The sequence below is a fragment of the Streptomyces justiciae genome (assembly GCF_015163075.1).
GTDB classification, from domain to species: Bacteria; Actinomycetota; Actinomycetes; order Streptomycetales; family Streptomycetaceae; genus Streptomyces; species Streptomyces justiciae.
This window is the reverse complement of record NZ_JADDXU010000020.1, coordinates 96,368-118,153: the sequence shown is the minus strand read 5'-3', so window position 1 is coordinate 118,153 and position 21,786 is coordinate 96,368. Positions and strand designations below refer to the sequence as shown.

Genomic DNA, 21,786 nt, shown 5'->3' with positions numbered 1-21,786 from the left:
ACTTCTTGTTCATTGTAGAGAACATGCGTACGGCAGAGCGAACACCCCATCTGGAGCTGATACGGGACGCCTCCCTCGTCTGGCTGGCCAGCGGCGTCGTCGGCGTCTCCTTCGGCGCGATCGCCGTCGCCGGAGGCCTGCCGGTCTGGGTGCCGGTGGTGATGTCCCTGGTCGTCTACGCGGGCTCCGCGCAGTTCAGCGCGGTCGGTGTCCTGCTGGCCGGAGGCGGCCCGCTCGCCGCCGCGACGACCGGCCTGCTCCTCAACACCCGCACGGCCGCGTACAGCCTCGCCGTCGCCGAGACCCTCGGCCGGGGCCGCTGGGCCCGGCTCCTGGGAGCCCACCTCGTCACCGACGAGACGGTCGCCTTCGCCCTGGCCCAGCCCGATCCGGTACGACGCCGTACGGCGTTCTGGGTCTCCGGGCTCGGCCTGTACGCCGTCTGGAACACCGGCGTCCTGATCGGCGCCCTCGCCGGAGACGCGATCGGCGACACGGCCCGCTACGGCCTGGACGCGGCTTTCCCGGCCGTACTGGTGGCGCTGGTCCTTCCGGCGCTACGACAGGACGCTCCCGTACGACGATCAGCACTGCTCGGCGCCTGCCTGGCCCTCGCCCTCACGCCGGTCGCCCCGGCGGGCGTGCCGGTCCTGCTGGCGCTGGCCGGTCTCCTGGCCTTCGGAAAGGGGCGTACGGCATGAGCGCGACCGTGGCCATGATCCTGGCGCTGGCGGTGGGGACGTACGCCTTCCGGCTGGTCGGCCCCGCACTGCACGGCCGCGTCGAACTCCCCGCCCGGGTCCAGGAGTTGCTGTCGGCGGGTGCGATCGTCCTGCTGACCGCGCTGCTCGCGACCGGGGCGCTGACGGAGGGCGGCGGCTTCGCGGGGTGGGCGCGGCCGACGGGGGTGCTGGTGGGGGCGGTACTGGCGTGGCGCAGGGCGCCGTTCGTGGTCGTGGTGCTCGGGGCGGCGGGGACGGCGGCGGTGCTGCGGGCGGCCGGGGTGGCGTAGGGCACGGACGGGAGAGGGAGTGTCAGTGGGGGCTTGTAGGGTCGCGCGCCATGACCGACTCCGATTTCCTGAACCCCGACGCCCCCGCTGACTTCCTGGCCTCTGCCTCCGCCGACTCCCCGGCCTCCGCCCCTGCTGACTTCCTGACCCGTACCCGGGTGTTCTACGACACCGTCGCCGAGGACTACGCCGAGCGGTTCCGTGAGCCGTTCGCGAAGGCGCCGATGGAGCGGGCGGTGTTCGGGGTGTTCGCCGAACTCGTGGGCCCCGGTGGGGCGGTGGCCGATCTCGGCTGCGGGCCCGGCCGGGCTACGGCGTACCTGCGGTCGCTGGGCCTGGACGTGTTCGGCCTCGACCTCTCGGAGGGGATGCTGGCCATCGCCCGCCGGGAGAACCCGGACCTGCTCTTCGTGCAGGGGTCGATGCTGGAGCTGGACGTGGCGGACGGCTCGCTCGCGGGGGCGGTGTCCTGGTACTCCTCCATCCACACCCCTGTGGAGGAACTGCCGTCGCTGTTCCGGGAGTTCCGGCGGGTCCTGGCCCCAGGCGGTCATCTGCTCATCGGCTTCCAGGTCGGTGACGAGCCGAAGCGCCACGACAAGCCCTTCGGGCATGACGTGATCCTCGACTTCCAGCGCCGGCAGCCGGAGTTCATCGGCGGCCTGCTGGAGGCCGCCGGTTTCGAGCTGCTGTCCCGGACCGTACGGGCCGCAGAGGGAGGCGAGTTGAGCCCGCAGGCGTTCCTGATCGCCCGCGCCTGAGGCTCAGAGGGTGCCCGCGATGTCCTTGGCGGCGATGTACCCGAACGTCATCGCCGGCCCGATCGTCGAGCCCGCGCCCGCGTAACTGTGCCCCATGACGGCGGCGCTGGCGTTCCCGGCCGCGTACAGACCGGGGATGACCGTGCCGTCGTCGCGCAGGACGCGCGCACGGGCGTCGGTGACGAGGCCGCCCTTGGTGCCGAGGTCGCCGGGGACGATACGGAAGGCGTAGTACGGGGGCAGCCAGAGGGGAGCGAGGCAGGAGTTGGGGAGGACCGAGGGGTCCGTGTAGTAGTGGTCGTAGGCGCTGTCGCCGCGGTGGAAGTCGGGGTCCTTGCCTTGCAGGGCAAGGGAGTTGAAGCGCGAGACGGTGGCGCGGAGAGCGGCCGGCGCGACGCCGATGGCGGTGGCGAGGGCGTCGACGGTCCAGGCCTTGTGGGCGGCCCCCGAGCTGTACCAGTCGTCGGGGAAGGTGAACGTCGGGCTGACGTCCTTGAAGAGGTACCGGTTGCGGTAGTTCTGGTCGACGATCAGCCAGGCCGGGATGTCCGGGTCGGTCGGATTCCGGTCGTACATGACGTGGACGACGTCGCTGTAGGGGGCGGCCTCGTTCACGAACCGTCCGCCGGCCGCGTTGACCATGAGCCCGCCCGGGAGGGTGCGTTCGGCGAGGCAGAAGTAGGGCTGGTCGGGGAGCGGGATCGCGGGCCCCCACCAGGCGTCGTCCATCAGCCCGAGCGCGGCCCCGACCCGCTGCCCGGCGCGGATGCCGTCCCCGGTGTTCTCCTTCGCGCCCACGGTCCAGTCGGTCCCGATGGGCTGCCGCTGGTACTGCGTCCGCATGGCGAGGTTGTGCTCGAAGCCGCCGGAGCCGACGACGACGGCGCGCCGGGCGCGGTAGAGACCGGCGGGGGTGACGGCGCCGGTGACGGTTCCGCTCTCGACGAGGAGGTCGGTGAGGGGGGTGTTGAGCCGGACGGGCACCCCGGCGTCCATCAGCCCCTTCCGGAGCCCGCCCGCGAGGGACTGCCCCATGGTGAGCGGGGCCTGCCCGAGGGTGAGGGCCTTCGTGCCCCGCGCCAGACACTCGGTGGCGACGGCGAGCCCCTTGGCGCTCACGGCGGCGAGGGTGAGCCACTTGTAGTCGGCGGAGAACACCACCATTCCGTCCGGGACTTCCATGTACGACGGGTTCAGATGGGCGAGTTCGGCGCCGAGGATGTGGCCGTCGAGGTAGTCGGGCTCGATGGAACGTCCGTTGGGGAGGCCGCCCGGCAGCTCGGGGTAGTAGTCGCTGTACCCCTCCATCCACCGGAATCGCAGCGGGCTGTTGGCCATGACGAAGGAGAGCATGGCGGGGCCGTGGGCGAGGAAGGCCTGCTGCCGCGCGACCGGGACATCGGCCCCGACGACGGCGGCGAGGTAGGCGGCGGCCTTGGCGGGCGTGTCCGGCACCCCGGCGGCAAGAATCACCGGGTTGTTGGGAATCCAGATCCCGGCACCGGAACGGGCGGCGGACCCACCGAAGGTGGGCGCCTTCTCCAGCACAACAACAGTCAGCCCCTGCTTGGCGGCGGTGAGCGCGGCGGTCATCCCGGCCGCACCGGAGCCGATGACGACGACGTCGTAGGTGCCGAGGAGGGGGAGGTCGGCGGCCCGGGCGGTCTGTGGAGCGACGGTGGCGACGGCGAGCCCGGCGGCCACGGAGGTGCCGAGTACCTGTCTACGGGTCGGTCTTGCGGCGTCCGGGCTGCCCGTCATGGGTCCGCCCCCCTGTCTGATACAGCGTCAGATTCTGTGCCGGAAAGGGGAATGTGACGCGGGGACCTTGTGAAGTCAAGGGCCGGGGAGGAGGGCCGTGCAGTCCTCCCATGCCGGTCGGCTCAGCAGCGGACGGAAGCGGGTGAAGAGCGCGAGGAGGGCGGGACCGTGGCGGTCGCGAAAGGCAGGGTCCTCGGCAGCGAGGTCGAGCTCGTTGGCGGCGGTGAGCTCGGCGAAGTCCTGGCGGAGGGCCGGGGCTGGGGTGTGGGTGCGGCCGGTGAAGCGGTCGTGGAACGGGCCGGTGGGGGTGGTGAGGGCCGGATAGGTCGCCGCGCGGTCGCAGCTCGCGTAGAGGTGGACGATCGCCTCCGCCTCTACGCCTATCGCTGCCCTGAGTTCGGCGCGACGGTCGAGCGGAAGCAGGGGCTGAGGGAACCCGTCAGTCCCGTAGAAGGCGTGGCAGAGGCCGGCGAGTTGGAGGGCGGGCCGGGCGTTCCAGGTGGCGAGGCGGTCGCGTACGCGGTGGAGGTGGGTGAGGAGGGTGCCGCCGGGGTGGGGGATGTGCTCGGCGCCCAACTCCCTTAGTAGGGAGTCCGCTTGACCGAAGGGGTCGTACGCCATGGGGATTCCCTTCCGGGTACGGGGTGGGTCGGCACCCGCTCGTTCCCGGGTGGAGCGGGTTGCCGCCCGTGGGGCCCTGAGGAGATCGTCGTACGGACGAACAGCACAGTCAATCCTTGGGATTTATGGGAGGAACCCAAGTGTTAGCTTGGGTGTATGACCCTCGATGACCTGCGGGTGTTCGTGGCGGTGTGCCGGGCCGGGAGCCTGAGTGCGGTGGCGCGGGAGCTCGGGTGCACGCAGTCCGCGGTGAGCCAGCACGTGAAGCGGCTGGAGCGGGAGACGGGCGTCGCACTGGTGGAGCGGCAGCCGCGGGGTGTAGTGCCGACGCAGGCGGGCCGGCTACTGGAAGCGGCGGCGTCCGAGGGAATCGCCGGACTCGACCTGGCCGTACGGCAGTTGCGGGAGTTGATCGACGGGTCGAGCGGGTACGTGCGCGTCGCGACCGGCGCGACGACGGTACGGCACTTCATGGGGGACGCGGTGGTGGAGTTCCGGCGCCGCCATCCGCGCGTGAACCTGGAGTTCCGGACGGTGAGTTCGGGGCGGGGCAGCTTCGAGGCACTCGCGGACGGTTCGCTGGACCTGGCGTGGATCACACTCGGCCGCCCGGTGCGGGGGATCGAGCAGCGGGCGGTGGCGGAGCTGCCGTGGGTGCTGGCGGTACGGGCGGACGATCCGCTGGCGGAGCGGGACCGAATCGGGGCCGCCGAGTTGGCGGACGTACGGCTGATCCGACTGCCGCCCAACTCGGCGTCGGCCGCGCAACTGGAGTCTTCTTGCGTCGAGTTGGGTGTGGAGCTGACGCACGACACCAACGTGGCCGACTGGGACACGGCTTTGCTGCTCGCCGAGTTGGGGGTGGGGCGGGCGGTCGTACCGGAGCTGTCCGGGCTGGCGGCGACGGGGGGCGATCTTCGGCTGATCCCGGTGCCGGAGTTGCGGCCGTTGCCGGTGGGGTGGGCGGTACGGCGGTGGGAGGCGCTCAGTCCGCCGGCGCGGGCGTTCGCGGACACGGTGGAGAGGTTCCGCCGAACCCCCGGGCGTTGACGGCTGAGGGCCTGGGTTCCTTGAGGGGGATTTCGGCCCACACGGTCTTGCCGACGGTCCGCTCGGTGACGCCCCATGCCTGTGCGAGCAGCGATACGAGGATGAGCCCACGGCCGTTGGCGGCGTCCGGGTCGGTGACGTAACGGAGTCGACGGTCGTGACGGGCGTCGCTCACCTCGATACGGACCGTGTCCTCCGAGGTCAGTCTGAGCCGGAGTTCGAAGTCGCGGCCGGGGACTCTGCCGTGGGTGACGGCATTGGCGGCGAGCTCGGCGACGACCTGCTGGGCGGTGTGGTTGACCTCGCTGTCGTAGGGGTGGCCCCAGGTGTCCAGCTGATGTGCGGTGAGCCGCCGGGCGAGGCGGGCACCGCGGGGCGTTGCGCTGAGGCGGGTGGAGATTTCGGTGTTCACGTGACTGAGCGTGGTGGGTTGTCTTTACGCTGGCCAGGTGCGGCTCGGCGACGCTGGGTAGTTGTACGGGTGCGGTGGGTCGTGCGTACGGGTTGTCGGGTGGGAGGGGTGAGGTAGGTGAGCGAGCGGCGACCTGAGACGCCTGCGGAGGCGGAAGGGACGGCTGGGCTCTTCGTCGCGCTGGGCAAGATGCTGAAGTTCCTGCGGGATCGGAAAGGGCTGACGCAGAAGGAGTTCGGGGAACTGGTGGGGTACGGGCCGGACGCGATCTCGGCGATGGAGCGCGGGGTGCGGACACTTCGGCCCGAGGTGCTCATCAAGGCGAATGAAGTACTCGACGCCGGTGGGTTGTTGCTGGAGGTGGTCCCGGAGGTCGAGGCGGCGATGACGAAGGCACGGACTCGGCATCCGGAGTGGTATCGGGATTATGCGGGGTTGGAGGCGGAGGCGGTTGAGCTGCATTTTTACGCCAACCATGCGGTGCCTGGGCTGCTCCAGACCGAGGACCATGCACGGGCCGTGTTCGCCAAGCGACGGCCGTTCCTTGACGAAGAGACCATCGAGCGGCGGGTGGCGGACCGGCTCTCCCGACAGCAGCTCTTCGAGCGTAGGCCGTCGCCCATCGTGAGTTACGTACTCGAAGAGGTCGTGCTGGACCGGCCGATCGCTGGGCAACGCGTGCACAAGGACCAGCTTCGGCGCATTCTGCAGGTCGGGCGGATGCAGAACGTCGAGATCCAGGTGATGCCGACGCGGGTGGAGGAACACCCCAACCTGGACAGCGCGTTCAACCTACTGACCCCCAAGGGGCATGGGCAGGTGGCGTACATGGAGGCCCACGGGCACCCCCGACTGGTCACCGACCCGGAAGGGGTGCGGACGATCGCAGACCGCTATGGGATCATGCGAGCGATGGCACTCTCCCCTGCGGAGACCCGGAAGTTGATCGAGCAGAAGCTGGAGGAGCTATGAACGGCGAGCAGCTCACCTGGTTCAAGTCCAGCTACAGCAGCGGCGAAGGCGGCGAGTGCCTGGAAGTCGCCCTAGCCCCCTCCACCATCCACCTCCGCGACTCCAAAACTCCCGAGGCCCCGCACCTCACGCTGGCCCCCTCCACCTGGGCTGCCTTCATCGGCGTCTTCAAGTGACCGTTGGGGCCGCCCGCTTCTTGGCCAGTGTCGTGCTTCCACGAGCCGAGTAAAGGGCGCTTCGCGTCGGCTCCGCCGATGGCCCTCCGGGCCACCCTTGACTCACCTCGCTCCAGCACGGGAGAGAAGCGAGCGAGCGGCCCGGAGGAACGGGTGGCCGACGCCCGCCGACGGCTACCGTCGACTTCCAGTCGCCCGCGTTGCCGGACGCGGTCGCGCCTCGCCAGCACGCCGGGTGGGCTTAGCGGCGAACGGCCGGTGGTGCGTGATGGGTTGCTTACATGAGGGCGGGCCGCGCAGCTCTCCTGCGACGGTCAGCATGTGCGCGGCGCCGGCCAGGAAGTACGCGACGGCATCAAGAGGGGCGCCGCACGCCCGGCCCCCCCCCACTGACCCGGAACGACTCAAGCGCACTCGACCGCTCCCCCCGCTCCCTCAACGGCGGAGCCCGCAAGCCCCAAGAGCCGCGACCAGCACCCCCCTCCCAGCCGCAAGAAGCAGCGATTGGGAAGTTTGTAACACCCGAGGCGAGCGCGACCTGCGGAAATGGGCAGCCCCTACGCAACAAACCCAACACTCACCACCGGCCGATAGCCGCCAAGCCCACCCGGCGTGCTGGCGAGGCGCGGTCGCGCCCGACCGTGCCGGGGGCTGGGAAGCGGACGGGGTTCGCCAACCGGCCCGGGCCACCCGTTCCTCCGGGCCGCTCGCTCGCTTCTCTCCCGTGCTGGAGCGGACCGGGTCAAGGGTGGCCCGTAGGGCCATCGGCGGAGCCGACGCGAAGCGCCCTTGACGCGGGCCGTGGAAGCACGACACTGGCCCAGAAGCGGGCGGCCCCGACGGCACCTCGAAAGCGCCGTTAACCTGCACCCCCATGCCCTTCCCCAGCCTCCCCAGCCTCCTCGCCGTCTTCGCCCACCCCGACGACGAGTCCCTCTCCGCCGGTGGCGTCCTCGCCCAGCACGCCGCCTCCGGCGCACGGACCGCCGTGGTCACCGCGACCTGGGGCGCAGACACCCATCGCGCCGGGGAACTGGCGGACGCCCTCCGCATCCTCGGTGCCGGGAAGCCACGCCTCCTCGGGTACGCCGACGCCCGCGTGCCGGAGTCTGCGGTCGGCCGCCCCCGCCTCTGCGACGCGCCTCTCGATGACGTCGTACGACAACTCGTTGCGCACATCCGGGAGTTCCGGCCCGAAGTCCTCGTCACCCACGACGCCTACGGCGGGCTCACCGGCCACCCCGACCACATCCACACCCACCGCGTCACCGCCCTCGCCGTCCAGGCGGCCAACTGGCCGCACCTCTACCCCGACGCAGGCGCCCCCTGGCAACCCCGGGCCCTCTACCTCGCCACCCACCCCGACTCAGCAGCCGGCGCGCTGGGTGGGCGACTCCTCCGGCCTGGCCGGGACTCCTACAGCGTCCCCGACGAGTGGGTCGCCGCCGTCATCGACGTACGCCCTTGGATCGAGACGAAGCTGCGTGCCATCGCCGCCCACCGCAGCGAGGTCGTACGCGGTGCCCTGCCCGGGCGGCTCGCCGCGTTGCCGTTCGGCGAGCGGGTCCGGCTGCTGTCCACGGAGTGGTACGTCCGCCACGGCGCGGCAAGCCCCGCGCCGCCCCGGTCGGCGTTGTGAACCCCGGCCTCAGCGCTCGTACAACCCCTCGATCTCCCGCGCGAACTCCTGCATCACCGTCTCTCTCCGCAGCTTCATCGACGGGGTCAGATGCCCCTCCGCCTCCGTGAAGTCCCGTGGCAGTACCTCGAAGCGGCGGATGGATTCCGGGCGGGACACCAGCTTGTTCGCTTCGTCCACCGCGCGTTGCATGATCGCGCGCAACTCGTCGTCCCCCACCAGCAGTTCGGCCGGTACCGGGTGCTTGCCGTTCATCTGGCGCCAGTGGGTGATGCCGTCCATGTCGAGGGTGATCAGGGCCGCGACGTAGGGGCGGCGGTCGCCCACCACCATGCACTGGGAGATCAGGGGGTGCTGGCGCAGCCAGTTCTCCAGGGGGGCGGGGGCCACCGTCTTGCCGCCCGCCGTGATCAGGAGTTCCTTCTTCCTGCCCGTGATCGTCAGGTATCCCTCGTCGTCCAGGCTGCCGATGTCGCCCGTCGCGAACCAGCCGTCCACCGACGCGGGGGTCACTCCGCCCGCGTTCGGGTCCCAGTAGCCGCGGAACACCGGGCCGCCGGCCAGCAGGATCTCGCCGTCTGCGGCGATACGGACCTTCATGCCGGGCAGGGGCCAACCCACCGTGCCCAGGCGGGGCTTGAGCGGTGGCGTCACCGTCGCCGCGCCCGTCGTCTCCGTCAGGCCGTAGCCCTCGTAGATCTCCATGCCCGCCCCGGCGAAGAACGCCGCGATGTTGCGGCCGAGCGGGGAGCCGCCGGAGATGATGTGGCGGACTCGGCCGCCCATGGCGTTGCGGATGCGGCGGTAGACCAGGGGGTCGTAGAAGGTGCGGGCCGCCTTCAGGGCCGTACTCGGGCCTCCGCCGGTGCCCGCCGCCTTCTCCTCCATCGCCTCGCCGTAGCGGATCGCCACGCTCGCAGCGCGGTCGAAGGCCGAGACCCTGCCCCCGCTCTCCGCCTTGGCGCGCGCGTTGTTGAAGACCTTCTCCAGCATGTACGGGATGGCGAGGAGGAAGGTGGGGCGGAAGCTGGCCAGGTCGCCGAGCAGGTCGTCCGACTTCAGGCTCGGCGCGTGGCCCAGGCGGACCCTCGCGCGGACGCACGCCACCGCCACCATGCGGCCGAAGACATGGGACATGGGGAGGAAGAGGAGGGTCGCCAGCTCTTCGTCCGAGCGGGACTTGAAGACCGGGTGGAGGATCTCGATCGCGTTGTCGACCTCGGAGAGGAAGTTGCCGTGCGAGATCGCGCAGCCCTTGGGGCGGCCGGTGGTGCCCGAGGTGTAGATGACCGTGGCGAGGGTGTCGGGGACCAACATGCCGCGCCGTACGTCGACTTCGGCGTCGGGGACCTGCGTGCCGAGCTCGGCCAGGCGGTCGACGTGGCCCTTCTCGATGACCCACAGGTGGCGCAGGTCGGGCAGGCGGTTCAACTCCGGGCCCAGGGCGGCGGCTTGGGAGACGGCCTCCGTCACCAGGGCCACCGCGCCCGAATCCTGGAGGATCCAGCGGGTCTGGAAGACCGAGGAGGTGGGGTAGATGGGGACCGTGACCAGGCCGGCCGCCCAGGCGGCGAAGTCGAGGAGGGTCCACTCGTAGATCGTGCGGGCCATGACGGCGATCCGGTCGCCGGGGACGAGGCCCTCCGCGATCAGGCCCTTCGCCAGCGCGCGCACCTGTGCGGCGAAGTCGGCCGCCGTCACGTCCGACCAACCCCCGTCCGGTGTACGGCGGCTGAGCACCCGGTCCCCGGGGCCCGCCTCCGCGTTCTCGAACGGCAGGTCGGCGAGGGAGCCGTGGGTCACCGGCGGCACGACCGGCGGGACGGACACCTCGCGGACCTCGCCGTCCAGCCGACGTATCTCCGGTGCCACGAGCACGGGCGCGCCGTCGTAGTCGGTGGCAGCGGCGTAGGGCAGGGACGACGACATGGGCAGCTCCTGGGGCGCGCAGCTCAATACCGCTCTGCTGCATAGGTACGCACCGGGCGTACCTGGACGTTCACCGGCGAGTGCGACTTGGGGGGTTACCGGCAGTTAGGTCTTGGGGACCCGGCGATCCTAGGAGGCCTACGTGGCGAGCTTGTGAGGGTTCGGGGAGGCTCCCGGGCCGGGTCTGTGCAACATCTGGCGCAAAGTGAGCCTTTGTCAGCTATGTGTGAACCAATGACCGGGACACACGGGGATCACGGCCGTTCCAGCACCGCCGTCACCCCCTGCCCACCCGCCGCGCACACCGAGATCAGCCCTCGCCCCGGCCCTCCTTGCTCGGCCAGCAGCTTGGCCAGCGTCGCCACGATCCGGGCGCCGGTCGCCGCGAAGGGGTGCCCGGTGGCGAGGGAGGAGCCGGTCACGTTCAGGCGGGCGCGGTCCACGGGGGTCAGCCCCGCCTTCTCCCACGCCGCCAGCGTCGCCAGCACCTGGGACGCGAACGCCTCGTGCACCTCGACGAGGTCGAAGTCGTCCATGACCAGCCCGGTCCGCTCCAGCATGCGCGGCACCGCGCGCGCCGGGGCCATCAGCAGCCCGTCCTCGGCGGGGTCCCCGGCGACGAAGTCCACGGCCGCCGTCTCGTACGCCGTCAGGTAGGCCAGGGGTTTCAGGCCGCGCGCCTCCGCCCACTCCTCCGACGCGAGCAGGACGACCGCGGCGCCATCGGTGAGCGGGGTCGAATTCCCCGCCGTCATGGTCGGGTTGGGGGCGTCCAGGCCGAACACCGGCTTCAGGGAGGCCAGTTTCTCCACCGTCGAGCCCGGGCGCAGGTTCTGGTCCCGGTCCAGGCCGCGGAACGGCACCACCAAGTCGTCGAAGAAGCCCCGCTCGTACGCCGCCGCCAACCGCTGATGACTTGTCGCCGCCAGCTCGTCCTGGGCCTCGCGGGTCACGCCCCAGGCGCGTGCGGTGACGGCCGCGTGCTCGCCCATCGACAGGCCGGTGCGGGGCTCGGCGTTGCGCGGGATGTCGGGGACGAGGTGGCCGGGGCGGACCCGGGCGAGGGCCTTGAGGCGGCCGCCGACGGACTTCGCCCTGCGGGCCGCCAGCAGGATGCGCCGCAGGCCGTCGTTGACGCTGAGCGGCGCGTCGCTCGCGGTGTCCGCGCCGCCCGCGATCGCGGACTCGGTCTGGCCGAGGGCGATCTTGTTGGCGGCGGCGATGACGGCCTGGAGTCCGGTGCCGCAGGCCTGCTGGATGTCGTACGCCGGGGTCGTCGGCGCCAGCTTCGAGCCGAGGACCGTCTCGCGGGCCAGGTTGAAGTCACGGGCGTGCTTGAGGACGGCCCCGGCGACGAACTCGCCGACCGCGCCCGGCTGACGCAGCCCGAGACGGTCCACGAGGCCGTCCACCACCGTCGTCAGCATCTCCTGGTTGGAGGCGGTGGCGTACGGGCCGTCGGAGCGGGCGAAGGGGCCGCGGCTGCCGCCGATGATCGCGACCCGGCGCGTCGCGGGTGCCCGAAGAAGGCTCATCTCGACCTGCTCCCCATACGTGACATGGACCTGTGTGACATAGGCTTACCTCCGGTAACCTTACTCCAGAGTCAGCAAGAGAGCACCGAGTGGGGAGACGGCCATGGCCGACCGTTATCTGCGCTTCACCGGCACCGCGCCCGGCCGTTTCCTGACCCGCAGCCTGGGCCTGCCGCAACCGGCGGAACTCCACCGCTGGTCCCCCGAGCACCCGGCGCTGAAGGGCGAGGTCCTCCACCTCACCGCCGGCAAACCGGCCCCCGACCCCGCCGCAGCCCCGGCCGCCGTCGTCCTCGACGCCACCCACGTCCGGGACGTCGAAGGCCTCGCCGACGTCCACGCGGCCCTGCACCCCGTCGTCCGGTCCGTCGCCGTGAGCGGCCGGATCGTCGTCCTCGGCGCGCCCCTCGACCCCGCCGACCACCACCAGGCCGCCGCCCAGCAGGCCCTGGAGGGCTTCACGCGCTCGCTCGGCAAGGAGATCGGCCGGGGCAGGACGGTCAATCTCGTGCGGCTCACCGACCGCGCCGCCGCCGAGTCCACCCTGCGCTTCCTGCTCTCCCCCAAGTCCGCCTATGTGAGCGGCCAGGTGATCGAGGTGGCGGAGGGGACCGGGCCTGACGACGTCGACTGGGAGCGGCCCCTCGCCGGGCGCACCGCCCTGGTGACGGGCGCCGCGCGCGGGATCGGCGCGGCCGTCGCCGAGACGCTCGCCAGGGACGGCGCCCGGGTCGTCGTACTCGACGTGCCGCAGGCCGAGGCGGACGCCCGGAGGCTCGCCGAACGCCTCGGCGGCGAGGCCCTCGCGCTGGACATCACGGCCGCCGACGCGGGCGAACGGATCGCGGCGGCGCTGCCCGACGGCCTTGACGTCCTGGTCCACAACGCGGGGATCACCCGAGACCGTCGGCTGGTCAACATGCCCGCGGAGCGGTGGAGTTCGGTGCTGGAGGTGAACCTGGCGAGCGTGCTGCGCACGACCGACGCGCTGCTGTCGTCGGGGACGCTCGGGCCGGGCGGCCGGATCGTCGCCACAGCCTCCATCGCCGGGCTCGCGGGCAACGCCGGGCAGACCAACTACGGCGCCAGCAAGGCGGGTGTGGTCGGCCTGGTGCGATCGCTCGCGCCGCGCGCCCTCGCCGAGCACGGGGTGACGGTCAACGCCGTGGCCCCCGGCTTCATCGAGACGAAGATGACGGCCGCGGTGCCGCTCCTCATCCGTGAGGCGGGCCGCCGGATGAACTCCCTCGCGCAGAGCGGCCTTCCGGTCGACGTGGCCGAGACGACGGCATGGCTCGCGCACCCGGCGTCGGGCGCGGTGAACGGGCAGGTCGTACGGGTCTGCGGCCAGAGCCTGCTGGGGGCGTGATGACGGACGTCGTCCTGCGCCGCTCCCCCGCCCTCGCGCCCGTCCTGACCCGGGGCGCGCTGCTGTCCCCCTTCAAGCGGCCCCGCCCGGACGCCGGCTTCCCCCGCACCCGGCTGGTGCTGCCCGCCCTGCGCGTCGACCTGGCCCGGCTCGCGGCCTACGAGCGGGTGTGCGGGTTCGCAACCGGCGACGACGCGCTGCCGGTGACGTATCCGCATGTGCTCGGCTTCCCGCTGGCGATGCGGCTGATGAGCGGCCGGGGCTTCCCGCTGCCGCTGCTCGGTCTGGTCCACACGTCGATCGGGATCACCCAGCACCGGCCGCTGCCCGCGACGGGGGTGTACGAACTGAGCGTGTACGTCGCCGAGTTGGCCCCGCACCGGCGCGGCACGGAGGCGACGGTCGTCACCGGGGTGCGGGTCGGCGAGGACGTCGTATGGGAGTCCCGCAGCACCTACCTGGCACGGCACCGCACCCCGACCGCACCCGAGCCGGCGCCCGAGCGCGTCGGGCCAGCGCCCCTCCCGCCACTCGCCGAGTGGCGGCTGGCCGGGGACATCGGCCGCCGGTACGCCACCGCGTCCGGCGACCGCAACCCCATCCACCTCCACCCGCTCACCGCCCGCCTCTTCGGCTTCCCCCGGGCCATCGCGCACGGCATGTGGACGGTGGCCCGCTGCCTCGCCGCGTACGGCACCCCGCAAGTGGGCGTGGTACGGGCGGAGTTCAGGGCGCCGGTGCTGCTGCCGGGGACGGTGACGTACGGGGCGGAGGGCGACCGCTTCGAACTGCGCGACGGGGACCGTCTGCACGTGGCCGGAACGGTGAACGGGTCCCCGCCGTGAACGACCCCTTGCGCACCGGGCGCTGACTCCGGCCTGAACCACCCCTTCAGCGCCGGACGTCGACCCCGCCGATGAGTTCGACGCCGTCCGGGATGTCGACGTCCGTGAGGTCGATGTCGGCGCCGCCGATGAGGGAGGCGGTGAGGGTGTGTCATGGCGCCGGCGGAGCCCACGGCCGCCCCTCCATCAGCTCCCCCAGCCCGGCCCAGGCGAAGTTCATGAGGGTGGCCGCGGCCTGCCGGGCCGTGACGCCCGGCGTGGCGTTGGCCCAGGCGGCGAGCGACTCGGCGGCGCCCACCAGCGCCTCGGCGAGGCCGGCGACCTCCCGCTCGGGGAGATCGGGGTCCCGGTGCGCCTCCCGCGCCGCGACGACGATCAGCTGCGTCACGAACGCGACGATCTCCTCCCGCATCGCCGCCACCTCGGCGGCGAACGCCTCGCCGTGGATACGGGCCTGGAGATGCAGCACGGACCAGCCGTCGGGGTTCTCGGCGGTGTGCGTGAAGAACGCCAGCAGCCCGTCCCAGAGTTGCCGGTCGGCGGGCTGGTCGGTGCGGACGCCGGAGCGCACGGCCTCGGTGAGCGCGTGCGCCTCACGGCGGATGCAGGCCGTGAACAGGTCGTCCTTCGAGTTCAGGTACAGATAGACCAACGGCTTGGAGACACCGGCGAGTTCGGCGATCTCGTCCATGGAGGCGGCCATGTACCCACGACGGCCGAAGGTCCGCACGGCGGCGTCCAGCATCTGCTGCTCACGGACCGCGCGCGGCATCCGCTTGGTCTTCACGGCACCCATGAGGCCAAGACTAAGACGTCCGCCGGGGTGAGAGGACTGGGTGAGCGACTAGGACGCCTGGCCCTGGGCGCGTGCCGCGTCGTCCGCGATGTCCTCCTGGTTGCGGTTGGCCTCCAGGTTGGACTTCATGCGGTCGACGCGCTCGGCGACCTGGATAGAGGCGCGGTCGCGCTCCTTGCGCAGGACGACGAAGCTGATCGGGGCCGAGATCACCAGGGAGAGCAGGACGATCCACATGCCGTTGGAGTCGCCGAGGCCGCGCGGGGCGACGCCGGAGTAGACGAGGCCCCAGACGACCACGAGGCAGCCCACGAAGATCCCGAGGCGCATCAGTGTGTAGCGGAGCATCTCAATCCACTCTTCCGTTCCGGCTGAAAGTGTCCCTGAAAGTTCCCAAAGGGCGCCTTCCAGTGAAGCACGTCCGCTCCCCGATCTTGCAGGGGGTCCGGGGACGGCGACCTCAGCTCAGCGGGAGCCACATCATGATGTCGTCGCGGTAGTCGTCCGCCGCCACCCGCAGCCCGTCCGGCACCCGGCCGACCTCCTTGTACCCGGCGGCCGCGTAGAACCGCTCAAGCCCGAGCCCGCCCCGGCAGGTCAGCTTCAACGCCTCAAGGCCGAAGCCCCGCGCATGCCGCTCGGCCTCCCCCAGCAGGGCCCGCCCATGGCCTCCGCCCTGAAGCGCCGGGGCGACCATGACGGTGTAGAGCCACGCATAGTGGCGCTGGAGACGATGCTCGTTGAACCCGAAGAACGCCGTGGCCCGCAGCCGCCCCTCGGGGTCCAGCCCGGCGAGCATCCGGTGCCGCCCCGCCGCGATCGACTCGACGTAACCGTCCACGCCCGGCCGTACGTCCTCGTACGACGTCGTCCCGACGAACCCGACCGCCCCACCCGCGTTGTTCACGTCCACCCACAGCCGGGTCAGCTGGTCGAGGAGGCCGGGGGTGAGCTCGGGGTCGAGGCGGTACGTCAGGTCCATGACCCCCGAGTCTAGGCAAGCGCTCCGCTCACCCCAGGGCCCGGGCTGCCACCTTCAGATCGGAGACCAGGCCCTGGTACGCGGCCTCCCGGTCGTCCGACCTCAGCACGGACGACGGGTGCACGGTCGGCACCAGCCGCTCGTTCCGGCCGTGGATCTCCTCCTCCAGCACGGTCCCCCGCACCTGCGTCACCCGGAACGACGACCCGAGCAACGCCTTCCCCGCGGTGGCCCCGAGGACGACTATCAACTCCGGCTCGACGACGGCCAGTTCCGCCGCCAACCACGGCCCGCAGGCGGTCATCTCCCGCAGACTGGGCGCCTTGTGAATACGCCGCTTACGGGGCTCGGCCTGCGTGAACTTGAAGTGCTTCACGGCGTTGGTGACGTACGCGTCCCCCGGATCGATCCCGGCCTCGGCGAGCGCCCGATCGAGCAGCTTCCCGGCAGGCCCGACGAAGGGTTTCCCCTGCCGGTCCTCCTGATCACCGGGTTGTTCGCCTACGAGCATCACGCGGGCGTGGGCGTTGCCGTCCCCGAAGACGGTCTGAGTGGCGTCGCGGTGCAGTGGGCAGCCCCGGCACTCAGCGGCAGCCCGGCGGAGCGCAGGCAGCCCACCACGGTCAGGAACGAAGGGTTCGGCGGTATAGGCATCCTCAGGAGCCTTGGTACTGACCATGCCTGCCGGGTACCCCACCCAGCCGTCAAAGCCTCATCGGCTGAGGCGACTCCCGACGCCCCGCGTCAGGCCCGTCGTACTCCCGAATCACCTCGTACCGAGTGTTCCGCTCCACCGGCCGGAACCCCGCGTCCCGGATCAGATCCAGCAGATCATCCCGAGTCAGCTTGTTCGGCGTGCCGAAGTTGTCCGCGTCGTGGGTGATCTTGTACTCGACGACCGACCCGTCCATGTCATCAGCACCATGCAGCAACGCCAGCTGCGCGGTCTGCACACCGTGCATGACCCAGAAGACCTTGACGTGCGGAACGTTGTCGAACAGCAGCCGCGACACCGCGAACGTCTTCAGCGCCTCCGCACCCGTCGCCATCTGGGTGCGGGCCTGGAGCCGGTTGCGTACCTTCCCGTCCTTCATGTCGACGAAGTCGTGCTGGTAGCGCAGCGGGATGAAGACCTGGAAGCCCCCGGTCTCGTCCTGGAGCTCACGCAGCCGCAGCACGTGGTCCACCCGGTGCCGCGGCTCCTCGATGTGGCCGTACAGCATGGTGCACGGGGTCTTCAGCCCCTTCTCGTGCGCCAGCCGGTGGATACGGGACCAGTCCTCCCAGTGGGTCTTGTGGTCCACGATGTGCTGCCGGACCTCCCAGTCGAAGATCTCGGCGCCACCACCGGTGAGGGACTCAAGACCGGCGTCGATCAGCTCGTCCAGGATCTCGCTCGCGCTCAGCCCGGAGATCGTCTCGAAGTGGTGGATCTCGGTCGCCGTGAAGGCCTTCAGCGACACGTCCGGCAGCGCGGCCTTCAGCTCGCGCAGCGACCGCGGGTAGTAGCGCCACGGCAGATTGGGGTGCAGCCCGTTGACGATGTGCAGCTCGGTGAGGTTCTCGCCCTCCATCGCCTTGGCGAGCTTCACCGCCTCCTCGATGCGCATCGTGTACGCGTCCTTCTCCCCCGGCTTGCGCTGGAAGGAGCAGTAGGCGCAGGAGGCGGTGCACACGTTGGTCATGTTGAGGTGCCGGTTGACGTTGAAGTGGACCACGTCACCGTTCTTGCGGGTGCGCACCTCGTGCGCGAGACCGCCCAGCCAGGCCAGGTCGTCCGACTCGTACAGCGCGATGCCGTCCTCGCGGGTCAGCCGCTCACCGGCCCTGACCTTCTGCTCCAGCTCACGCTTGAGCCCGACGTCCATGGGGGTCACACCCTTCTCCGACAACTCCGACGACTTCGACAACCGTACGGCTACGCCTCTTCGGGAAGCTCTCCGACCCGGTTCTCCCACTTCGTGGAGAGCACGATGGTGGTACGGGTCCGGGAGACGCCCTTCGTCCCGCTGAGCCGCCGGATGATCTTCTCCAGGCCGTCGACGTCGCTGGCCCGCACCTTGAGCATGAACGAGTCGTCGCCCGCGATGAACCAGCAGTCCTCGATCTCGGGGAGGTCCTTCATCCGGCGGGCCACGTCCTCGTGGTCGGCGGCGTCGGAGAGGGAGATGCCGATGAGGGCGGTGACGCCGAGGCCGAGCGAGGCGGCGTCGACGGTGGCGCGGTAGCCGGTGATGACACCGGCCGCCTCAAGACGGTTGATGCGGTCGGTGACGCTGGGTCCCGACAGACCGACGAGGCGGCCCAGCTCCGCGTAGGAGGCCCGGCCGTTCTCCCTCAGGGCCTGGATGAGCTGCCTGTCCACCGCGTCCATGCGATCGAAGCCTTCCGCTGAAGAGGATCCCGATGAGATCCCGAAAGTTCCCGAAGTGATGAGAGGTACTGCGACTTGCTCAGATGGCGTCTACGTCGTGCGGGTTCCGGACCCGCCGCCGAGTTCGCCCTTCCAACGCCGGTACAGCCGGTGCTCGACCCCCGCCGCGTCGAGGACCCGTCCGGCGACGAAGTCGACGAGGTCCTGGATGTGGGTGGCGCCGGCGTAGAAGGCGGGTGAGGCGGGGACGACGGTGGCGCCGAGGTCGTCGAGGGTGACGAGGTGCCGCAGCGTCTGGCCGTTCAAGGGGGTCTCCCGTACGGCGACGACGAGCTTGCGGCGTTCCTTCAGGGTCACGCTCGCGGCGCGCTGGAGCAGGTCCTTGGAGAGCCCGAGAGCGACTCCGGCGACGCAGGCGGTGGAGGCGGGCACGATCAGCATGCCCTTGACGGGATACGACCCCGAGGACGGCCCGGCCGCGAGGTCACCGGCGGCCCAGTACCGCACCCGCTCGACGTCCACGTCGAACGTCCCCGGCTTGCCGTCGGCCCCCCTGGCCAGCCATTCCCGCAGGTCGTCCTGCCAGTGCGCGTCCCTGAAGGCGATCTGGGTCTCGTCGAGCAGCGTCAGCCGCGAGGCCCTGCTGACGACCAGGTCGACGCTCTCCCCCGCCTCCAGCAGCGCCCGCAGCACCGCAGCCGCGTACGGCGTCCCGGAAGCTCCGGACACCCCCACGATCCAAGGCACGCGCTGCGTTTCTCCTGCGTTCACATCTTGAGCGTACCGGTGGAGCGGATCCTCAGACGGTCAGCCCCCGGACCAGCAGGTCCAGCAGCGCGCACACGAACAGGGCGATACCGATGAAGCCGTTGACGCTGAAGAACGCCCTGTTCAGGCGGGACAGGTCATGCGGGCGGACGATGTTGTGCTCGTAGACGAAGGCCGCCGCGACGATCATCAGGCCGACCCAGAAGAACCCGCCCGCGTCCGTCGCCACCGCGTACCAGACCAGCAACCCCATGGTCAGGGCGTGGCACACCCGCGCGCCCCAGATCGCCGCCGGGATACCGAAGCGGGCCGGGACCGACATGACGCCGATCTCTCGGTCGGTCTCGACGTCCTGGCAGGCGTAGATCAGGTCGAAGCCGCCGATCCAGATGCCGACCGCGAGGCCGAGGAGCACCGCGTCCCAGGACCACTCGCCGGTGATCGCCAGCCAGCCGCCGACCGGGCCCATCGCCTGGGCGAGACCGAGGATGGCCTGCGGAAAGTTCGTGAAGCGTTTGCCGTAGGGGTAGACCACCATCGGGATGACGGCGACCGGGGCGAGGGCCAGGCACAGGGGGTTCAGCAGGGCCGCCGAGCCCAGGAAGACGACGACGGCCACCAGCGCGCCGGTCCACGCGTGCTTCACCGACATCGCGCCGGTCACCAGCTCGCGGTGGGCCGTGCGCGGGTTCCGCGCGTCGATCTCCCGGTCGATGATCCGGTTGACCGCCATGGCGAAGGTGCGCAGGCCGACCATGCAGATGGTGACAAGGAGCAGCCGGCCCCAGTGGATGTTCTTGTCCCACTCGAACATCGCGGTGAGCGCCGCGATGTAGGCGAAGGGCAGCGCGAACACCGAGTGCTCGATCATGACCAGGCGCAGGAACGCCTTCGTCCGTCCCGGCTGGGGGATCGCGGCAGACGCGGAACTCACAGGCCGTACTCCTTCCAGCGGCGGTCGACCTTCGCCGCCGTCTCCGGGTCGGACACCACCATGTCCGGCCAGCCGCCGTCGCGGGTGTAGCCCTCCTCGGGCCACTTCCGCGTCGCGTCGATCCCCGCCTTGCCACCCCAGAACTGCTGGTAGGAGGCGTGGTCGAGGTGGTCGACCGGTCCTTCGACGACCGACAGGTCGCGCGCGTAGTCCGTGTTGCCGAGGGCCCGCCACGCGACCTCGTGGAGGTCGTGGACATCGCAGTCCGAGTCGACGACCACGATCAACTTCGTCAGGGACATCATGTGGGCGCCCCACACAGCGTGCATCACCTTTTGGGCGTGCTTGGGGTACTTCTTGTCGATCGAGATGATCGCGCAGTTGTGGAATCCGCCCGCTTCGGGCAGGTGGTAGTCCACGATGTCCGGCACGATGATCTTCAGCAGGGGGAGGAAGAAGCGTTCGGTTGCCCGGCCCAGGGGTCCGTCCTCCGTAGGAGGCCTGCCTACGACGATCGACTGAAGCAGCGGCCGCTTCCGCATCGTCACGCAGTCGATCTTCAGCGCGGGGAAGGGTTCCTGCGGGGTGTAGAAGCCGGTGTGGTCGCCGAAGGGGCCCTCGGGCAGCATCTCGCCCGGCTCCAGCCAGCCCTCGATGACGACCTCGGCCTGCGCCGGGACCTGCAACGGCACCGTCTTGCAGTCGACCATCTCGATCCGCTTGCCGGAGATGAACCCGGCGAACAGGTACTCGTCGATGTCACCGGGGAGCGGCGCGGTGGACGCGTACGTCACGGCCGGCGGGCAGCCGAAGGCGATCGCGACCGGCAGGCGCTCGCCCCGCCGCGCCGCCACCTGGTAGTGGTTCCGGCTGTCCTTGTGGATCTGCCAGTGCATGCCGATCGTGCGCTTGTCGTGGCGCTGGAGCCGGTACAGGCCGAGGTTGCGGATGCCGGATTCCGGGTCCTTGGTGTGGGTCAGGCCCAGGTTGAAGAAGGAGCCGCCGTCCTGCGGCCAGGTGAACAGCGCGGGCAGGTCGTCCAGATCGACGTCGTCGCCGGTGAGGACGACCTCCTGGACGGGAGCCTCTTTCACCTTCTTCGGCGGTACGTGCGTCATCGCGCCGAGCTTGCCGAAGGCCTCCCGCACGCCCACGAAGCCGTGCGGCAGTTCGGGGCGCAGCAGCCCGCCGATCTTCTCCGAGATGTCGCCGTACGACTTCAGGCCCAGCGCCTTCAGCAGCCGCCGGTCGGTACCGAAGACGTTCATCGCGAGGGGCATCGAGGAGCCCTTCACGTTCTCGAAGAGGAGCGCGGGGCCGCCGGCCTTGTTGACCCGGTCGACGATCTCCCCGACCTCCAGATACGGGTCGACCTCGGCCTTGACGCGCTTGAGGTCGCCCTCGCGTTCCAGGGCCCTGAGCAGCGAGCGAAGATCGTCGTAAGCCATGCGTCCCAGTATCCGGTACGGGCTACCCTGGCCCTGTACCTGGGGGCTGTGATCGCGGCCCCGACGACCGTCCCGTGGGAGGGCCCCATGCTCCGGGTGCTGATGTTCCTCGTGCCGCTGGCGCTGAGCATCTACGCGTTCATCGACTGCATCAGCACGCAGGACGAGGACGTACGGCACATGCCCAAGCCGCTGTGGGCGATCCTCGTGCTGCTGTTCCCGCTGGTGGGCTCGATCTCCTGGATGATCGCGGGCAAGAAGCGGAGCCTGGCCGCCGAGGGCTGGTCCGGCGCCCGGGCCGGCCAGTCGCAGCGCTGGGTCGCGCCCGACGACAACCCCGAGTTCCTGAAGTCCCTCGACGAGGACGACGACCACGACCGGAAGAAGCGGGACGAGCCCTGA

Annotated in this window: 24 protein-coding genes; 10 read left to right on the top strand and 14 right to left on the bottom strand. The window is 70.8% G+C overall.

The features are described from left to right. Positions 1-23: 23 nt before the first annotated feature. The 3 genes from IQ210_RS39295 to IQ210_RS39285 are packed head-to-tail and all read left to right on the top strand — an operon-like array spanning position 24 to position 1,773. A complete protein-coding gene (locus tag IQ210_RS39295; protein ID WP_194084051.1) occupies positions 24-701 on the top strand; it encodes an AzlC family ABC transporter permease in 678 nt (225 codons plus the stop codon). Beyond that, a complete protein-coding gene (locus IQ210_RS39290; protein WP_194084050.1) occupies positions 698-1,012 on the top strand; it encodes an AzlD domain-containing protein in 315 nt (104 codons plus the stop codon). Before IQ210_RS39295 ends, IQ210_RS39290 begins: the two co-directional genes overlap by 4 nt. 50 nt (positions 1,013-1,062) lie before the next feature. After that, on the top strand, positions 1,063-1,773 hold the full coding sequence (locus IQ210_RS39285) for a class I SAM-dependent methyltransferase (protein WP_194084049.1): 711 nt from the start codon (positions 1,063-1,065) through the stop codon (positions 1,771-1,773). A 3-nt stretch (positions 1,774-1,776) separates the two neighbouring features. On the opposite strand, the gene kstD is transcribed toward IQ210_RS39285, so the two are convergent. Further along, complete coding sequence (gene kstD, locus IQ210_RS39280) at positions 1,777-3,534, bottom strand: 3-oxosteroid 1-dehydrogenase (RefSeq protein ID WP_194084048.1); 1,758 nt, start codon at positions 3,532-3,534, stop codon at positions 1,777-1,779. Positions 3,535-3,609: 75 nt separating this feature from the next. Further along, complete coding sequence (locus tag IQ210_RS39275; RefSeq protein ID WP_194084047.1) at positions 3,610-4,155, bottom strand: DUF6817 domain-containing protein; 546 nt, start codon at positions 4,153-4,155, stop codon at positions 3,610-3,612. Between the two features lie 156 nt (positions 4,156-4,311). Between IQ210_RS39275 and IQ210_RS39270 the strand changes: the two genes are divergently transcribed. Then, positions 4,312-5,205 (top strand): LysR family transcriptional regulator, encoded by an 894-nt coding sequence (locus IQ210_RS39270; protein ID WP_194084046.1) that lies wholly within the window; start codon positions 4,312-4,314, stop codon positions 5,203-5,205. Here the strand turns inward: IQ210_RS39270 and IQ210_RS39265 are convergent. Beyond that, on the bottom strand, positions 5,141-5,617 hold the full coding sequence (locus IQ210_RS39265) for an ATP-binding protein (RefSeq protein WP_322657835.1): 477 nt from the start codon (positions 5,615-5,617) through the stop codon (positions 5,141-5,143). The two genes, IQ210_RS39270 and IQ210_RS39265, sit on opposite strands and share 65 nt — an antisense overlap. 117 nt (positions 5,618-5,734) lie before the next feature. Here IQ210_RS39265 and IQ210_RS39260 point away from each other — a divergent pair, with 117 nt between their 5' ends. The 3 genes from IQ210_RS39260 to IQ210_RS39250 all read left to right on the top strand — a co-directional run bounded on the left by IQ210_RS39260 (position 5,735) and on the right by IQ210_RS39250 (position 8,404). Then, a complete protein-coding gene (locus IQ210_RS39260; RefSeq protein WP_194084045.1) occupies positions 5,735-6,589 on the top strand; it encodes a helix-turn-helix domain-containing protein in 855 nt (284 codons plus the stop codon). Beyond that, on the top strand, positions 6,586-6,765 hold the full coding sequence (locus IQ210_RS39255) for a DUF397 domain-containing protein (protein WP_194084044.1): 180 nt from the start codon (positions 6,586-6,588) through the stop codon (positions 6,763-6,765). The genes IQ210_RS39260 and IQ210_RS39255 overlap by 4 nt, the downstream gene beginning before the upstream one ends. A gap of 874 nt (positions 6,766-7,639) precedes the next feature. Next, the gene (locus IQ210_RS39250; RefSeq protein ID WP_194084043.1) at positions 7,640-8,404 is read left to right on the top strand and encodes a PIG-L deacetylase family protein; all 765 of its coding nucleotides are present in this window, start codon (positions 7,640-7,642) and stop codon (positions 8,402-8,404) included. 9 nt (positions 8,405-8,413) lie between these two features. Here IQ210_RS39250 and IQ210_RS39245 read toward each other — a convergent pair whose 3' ends face one another. Then, positions 8,414-10,333, bottom strand: coding sequence for an AMP-dependent synthetase/ligase (locus IQ210_RS39245; protein ID WP_194084042.1), 1,920 nt, complete (start codon positions 10,331-10,333; stop codon positions 8,414-8,416). A gap of 254 nt (positions 10,334-10,587) precedes the next feature. Then, entirely contained in the window at positions 10,588-11,868 is a 1,281-nt protein-coding gene (locus IQ210_RS39240) for an acetyl-CoA C-acetyltransferase (protein ID WP_194084041.1), read from the bottom strand. A 103-nt stretch (positions 11,869-11,971) separates the two neighbouring features. Here IQ210_RS39240 and IQ210_RS39235 point away from each other — a divergent pair, with 103 nt between their 5' ends. Together IQ210_RS39235 and IQ210_RS39230 are read left to right on the top strand one after the other, a co-directional pair. Continuing rightward, positions 11,972-13,237, top strand: coding sequence for a 3-oxoacyl-ACP reductase (locus tag IQ210_RS39235; RefSeq protein ID WP_194084040.1), 1,266 nt, complete (start codon positions 11,972-11,974; stop codon positions 13,235-13,237). After that, the gene (locus tag IQ210_RS39230; protein WP_194084039.1) at positions 13,237-14,082 is read left to right on the top strand and encodes a MaoC family dehydratase; all 846 of its coding nucleotides are present in this window, start codon (positions 13,237-13,239) and stop codon (positions 14,080-14,082) included. Before IQ210_RS39235 ends, IQ210_RS39230 begins: the two co-directional genes overlap by 1 nt. A 151-nt stretch (positions 14,083-14,233) precedes the next feature. Here the strand turns inward: IQ210_RS39230 and IQ210_RS39225 are convergent, their stop codons facing one another. From IQ210_RS39225 to IQ210_RS39185, 9 genes are all read right to left on the bottom strand, one after another. Further along, positions 14,234-14,878, bottom strand: coding sequence for a TetR/AcrR family transcriptional regulator (locus IQ210_RS39225; RefSeq protein ID WP_194084038.1), 645 nt, complete (start codon positions 14,876-14,878; stop codon positions 14,234-14,236). Between the two features lie 48 nt (positions 14,879-14,926). Continuing rightward, the gene (locus tag IQ210_RS39220) at positions 14,927-15,226 is read right to left on the bottom strand and encodes a DUF4229 domain-containing protein (RefSeq protein WP_194084037.1); all 300 of its coding nucleotides are present in this window, start codon (positions 15,224-15,226) and stop codon (positions 14,927-14,929) included. Between the two features lie 112 nt (positions 15,227-15,338). Then, positions 15,339-15,860, bottom strand: coding sequence for a GNAT family N-acetyltransferase (locus IQ210_RS39215; protein WP_194084036.1), 522 nt, complete (start codon positions 15,858-15,860; stop codon positions 15,339-15,341). Between the two features lie 28 nt (positions 15,861-15,888). Beyond that, positions 15,889-16,539 (bottom strand): UdgX family uracil-DNA binding protein, encoded by a 651-nt coding sequence (locus IQ210_RS39210; protein ID WP_194084035.1) that lies wholly within the window; start codon positions 16,537-16,539, stop codon positions 15,889-15,891. 25 nt (positions 16,540-16,564) lie between these two features. Next, complete coding sequence (gene mqnE, locus IQ210_RS39205; RefSeq protein WP_194084034.1) at positions 16,565-17,728, bottom strand: aminofutalosine synthase MqnE; 1,164 nt, start codon at positions 17,726-17,728, stop codon at positions 16,565-16,567. Positions 17,729-17,778: 50 nt separating this feature from the next. After that, on the bottom strand, positions 17,779-18,234 hold the full coding sequence (locus IQ210_RS39200) for an Lrp/AsnC family transcriptional regulator (RefSeq protein ID WP_079306730.1): 456 nt from the start codon (positions 18,232-18,234) through the stop codon (positions 17,779-17,781). Positions 18,235-18,324: 90 nt separating this feature from the next. Continuing rightward, positions 18,325-18,981, bottom strand: a complete 657-nt coding sequence (locus IQ210_RS39195) for a UbiX family flavin prenyltransferase (RefSeq protein WP_194084090.1) — start codon at positions 18,979-18,981, stop codon at positions 18,325-18,327. Positions 18,982-19,033: 52 nt separating this feature from the next. Next, positions 19,034-19,936, bottom strand: coding sequence for a menaquinone biosynthesis prenyltransferase MqnP (gene mqnP / locus IQ210_RS39190; RefSeq protein ID WP_132799786.1), 903 nt, complete (start codon positions 19,934-19,936; stop codon positions 19,034-19,036). Then, entirely contained in the window at positions 19,933-21,384 is a 1,452-nt protein-coding gene (locus IQ210_RS39185; RefSeq protein WP_194084033.1) for a menaquinone biosynthesis decarboxylase, read from the bottom strand. The genes mqnP and IQ210_RS39185 overlap by 4 nt, the downstream gene beginning before the upstream one ends. Positions 21,385-21,471: 87 nt before the next feature. Between IQ210_RS39185 and IQ210_RS39180 the strand changes: the two genes are divergently transcribed. Beyond that, the gene (locus IQ210_RS39180) at positions 21,472-21,786 is read left to right on the top strand and encodes a PLD nuclease N-terminal domain-containing protein (RefSeq protein ID WP_194084032.1); all 315 of its coding nucleotides are present in this window, start codon (positions 21,472-21,474) and stop codon (positions 21,784-21,786) included.

Bases quoted from the DNA above. Each gene is read 5' to 3' on its own strand.
- IQ210_RS39295 (WP_194084051.1), top strand. From the start codon at position 24: ATGCGTACGGCAGAGCGAACACCCCATCTGGAGCTGATACGGGACGCC.
- IQ210_RS39290 (WP_194084050.1), top strand. From the start codon at position 698: ATGAGCGCGACCGTGGCCATGATCCTGGCGCTGGCGGTGGGGACGTAC.
- IQ210_RS39285 (WP_194084049.1), top strand. From the start codon at position 1,063: ATGACCGACTCCGATTTCCTGAACCCCGACGCCCCCGCTGACTTCCTG.
- kstD (WP_194084048.1), bottom strand. From the start codon at position 3,534: ATGACGGGCAGCCCGGACGCCGCAAGACCGACCCGTAGACAGGTACTC.
- IQ210_RS39275 (WP_194084047.1), bottom strand. From the start codon at position 4,155: ATGGCGTACGACCCCTTCGGTCAAGCGGACTCCCTACTAAGGGAGTTG.
- IQ210_RS39270 (WP_194084046.1), top strand. From the start codon at position 4,312: ATGACCCTCGATGACCTGCGGGTGTTCGTGGCGGTGTGCCGGGCCGGG.
- IQ210_RS39255 (WP_194084044.1), top strand. From the start codon at position 6,586: ATGAACGGCGAGCAGCTCACCTGGTTCAAGTCCAGCTACAGCAGCGGC.
- IQ210_RS39250 (WP_194084043.1), top strand. From the start codon at position 7,640: ATGCCCTTCCCCAGCCTCCCCAGCCTCCTCGCCGTCTTCGCCCACCCC.
- IQ210_RS39245 (WP_194084042.1), bottom strand. From the start codon at position 10,333: ATGTCGTCGTCCCTGCCCTACGCCGCTGCCACCGACTACGACGGCGCG.
- IQ210_RS39240 (WP_194084041.1), bottom strand. From the start codon at position 11,868: ATGAGCCTTCTTCGGGCACCCGCGACGCGCCGGGTCGCGATCATCGGC.
- IQ210_RS39235 (WP_194084040.1), top strand. From the start codon at position 11,972: ATGGCCGACCGTTATCTGCGCTTCACCGGCACCGCGCCCGGCCGTTTC.
- IQ210_RS39230 (WP_194084039.1), top strand. From the start codon at position 13,237: ATGACGGACGTCGTCCTGCGCCGCTCCCCCGCCCTCGCGCCCGTCCTG.
- IQ210_RS39225 (WP_194084038.1), bottom strand. From the start codon at position 14,878: ATGGGTGCCGTGAAGACCAAGCGGATGCCGCGCGCGGTCCGTGAGCAG.
- IQ210_RS39220 (WP_194084037.1), bottom strand. From the start codon at position 15,226: ATGCTCCGCTACACACTGATGCGCCTCGGGATCTTCGTGGGCTGCCTC.
- IQ210_RS39215 (WP_194084036.1), bottom strand. From the start codon at position 15,860: ATGGACCTGACGTACCGCCTCGACCCCGAGCTCACCCCCGGCCTCCTC.
- IQ210_RS39210 (WP_194084035.1), bottom strand. From the start codon at position 16,539: ATGGTCAGTACCAAGGCTCCTGAGGATGCCTATACCGCCGAACCCTTC.
- mqnE (WP_194084034.1), bottom strand. From the start codon at position 17,728: ATGGACGTCGGGCTCAAGCGTGAGCTGGAGCAGAAGGTCAGGGCCGGT.
- IQ210_RS39200 (WP_079306730.1), bottom strand. From the start codon at position 18,234: ATGGACGCGGTGGACAGGCAGCTCATCCAGGCCCTGAGGGAGAACGGC.
- IQ210_RS39185 (WP_194084033.1), bottom strand. From the start codon at position 21,384: ATGGCTTACGACGATCTTCGCTCGCTGCTCAGGGCCCTGGAACGCGAG.
- IQ210_RS39180 (WP_194084032.1), top strand. From the start codon at position 21,472: ATGCTCCGGGTGCTGATGTTCCTCGTGCCGCTGGCGCTGAGCATCTAC.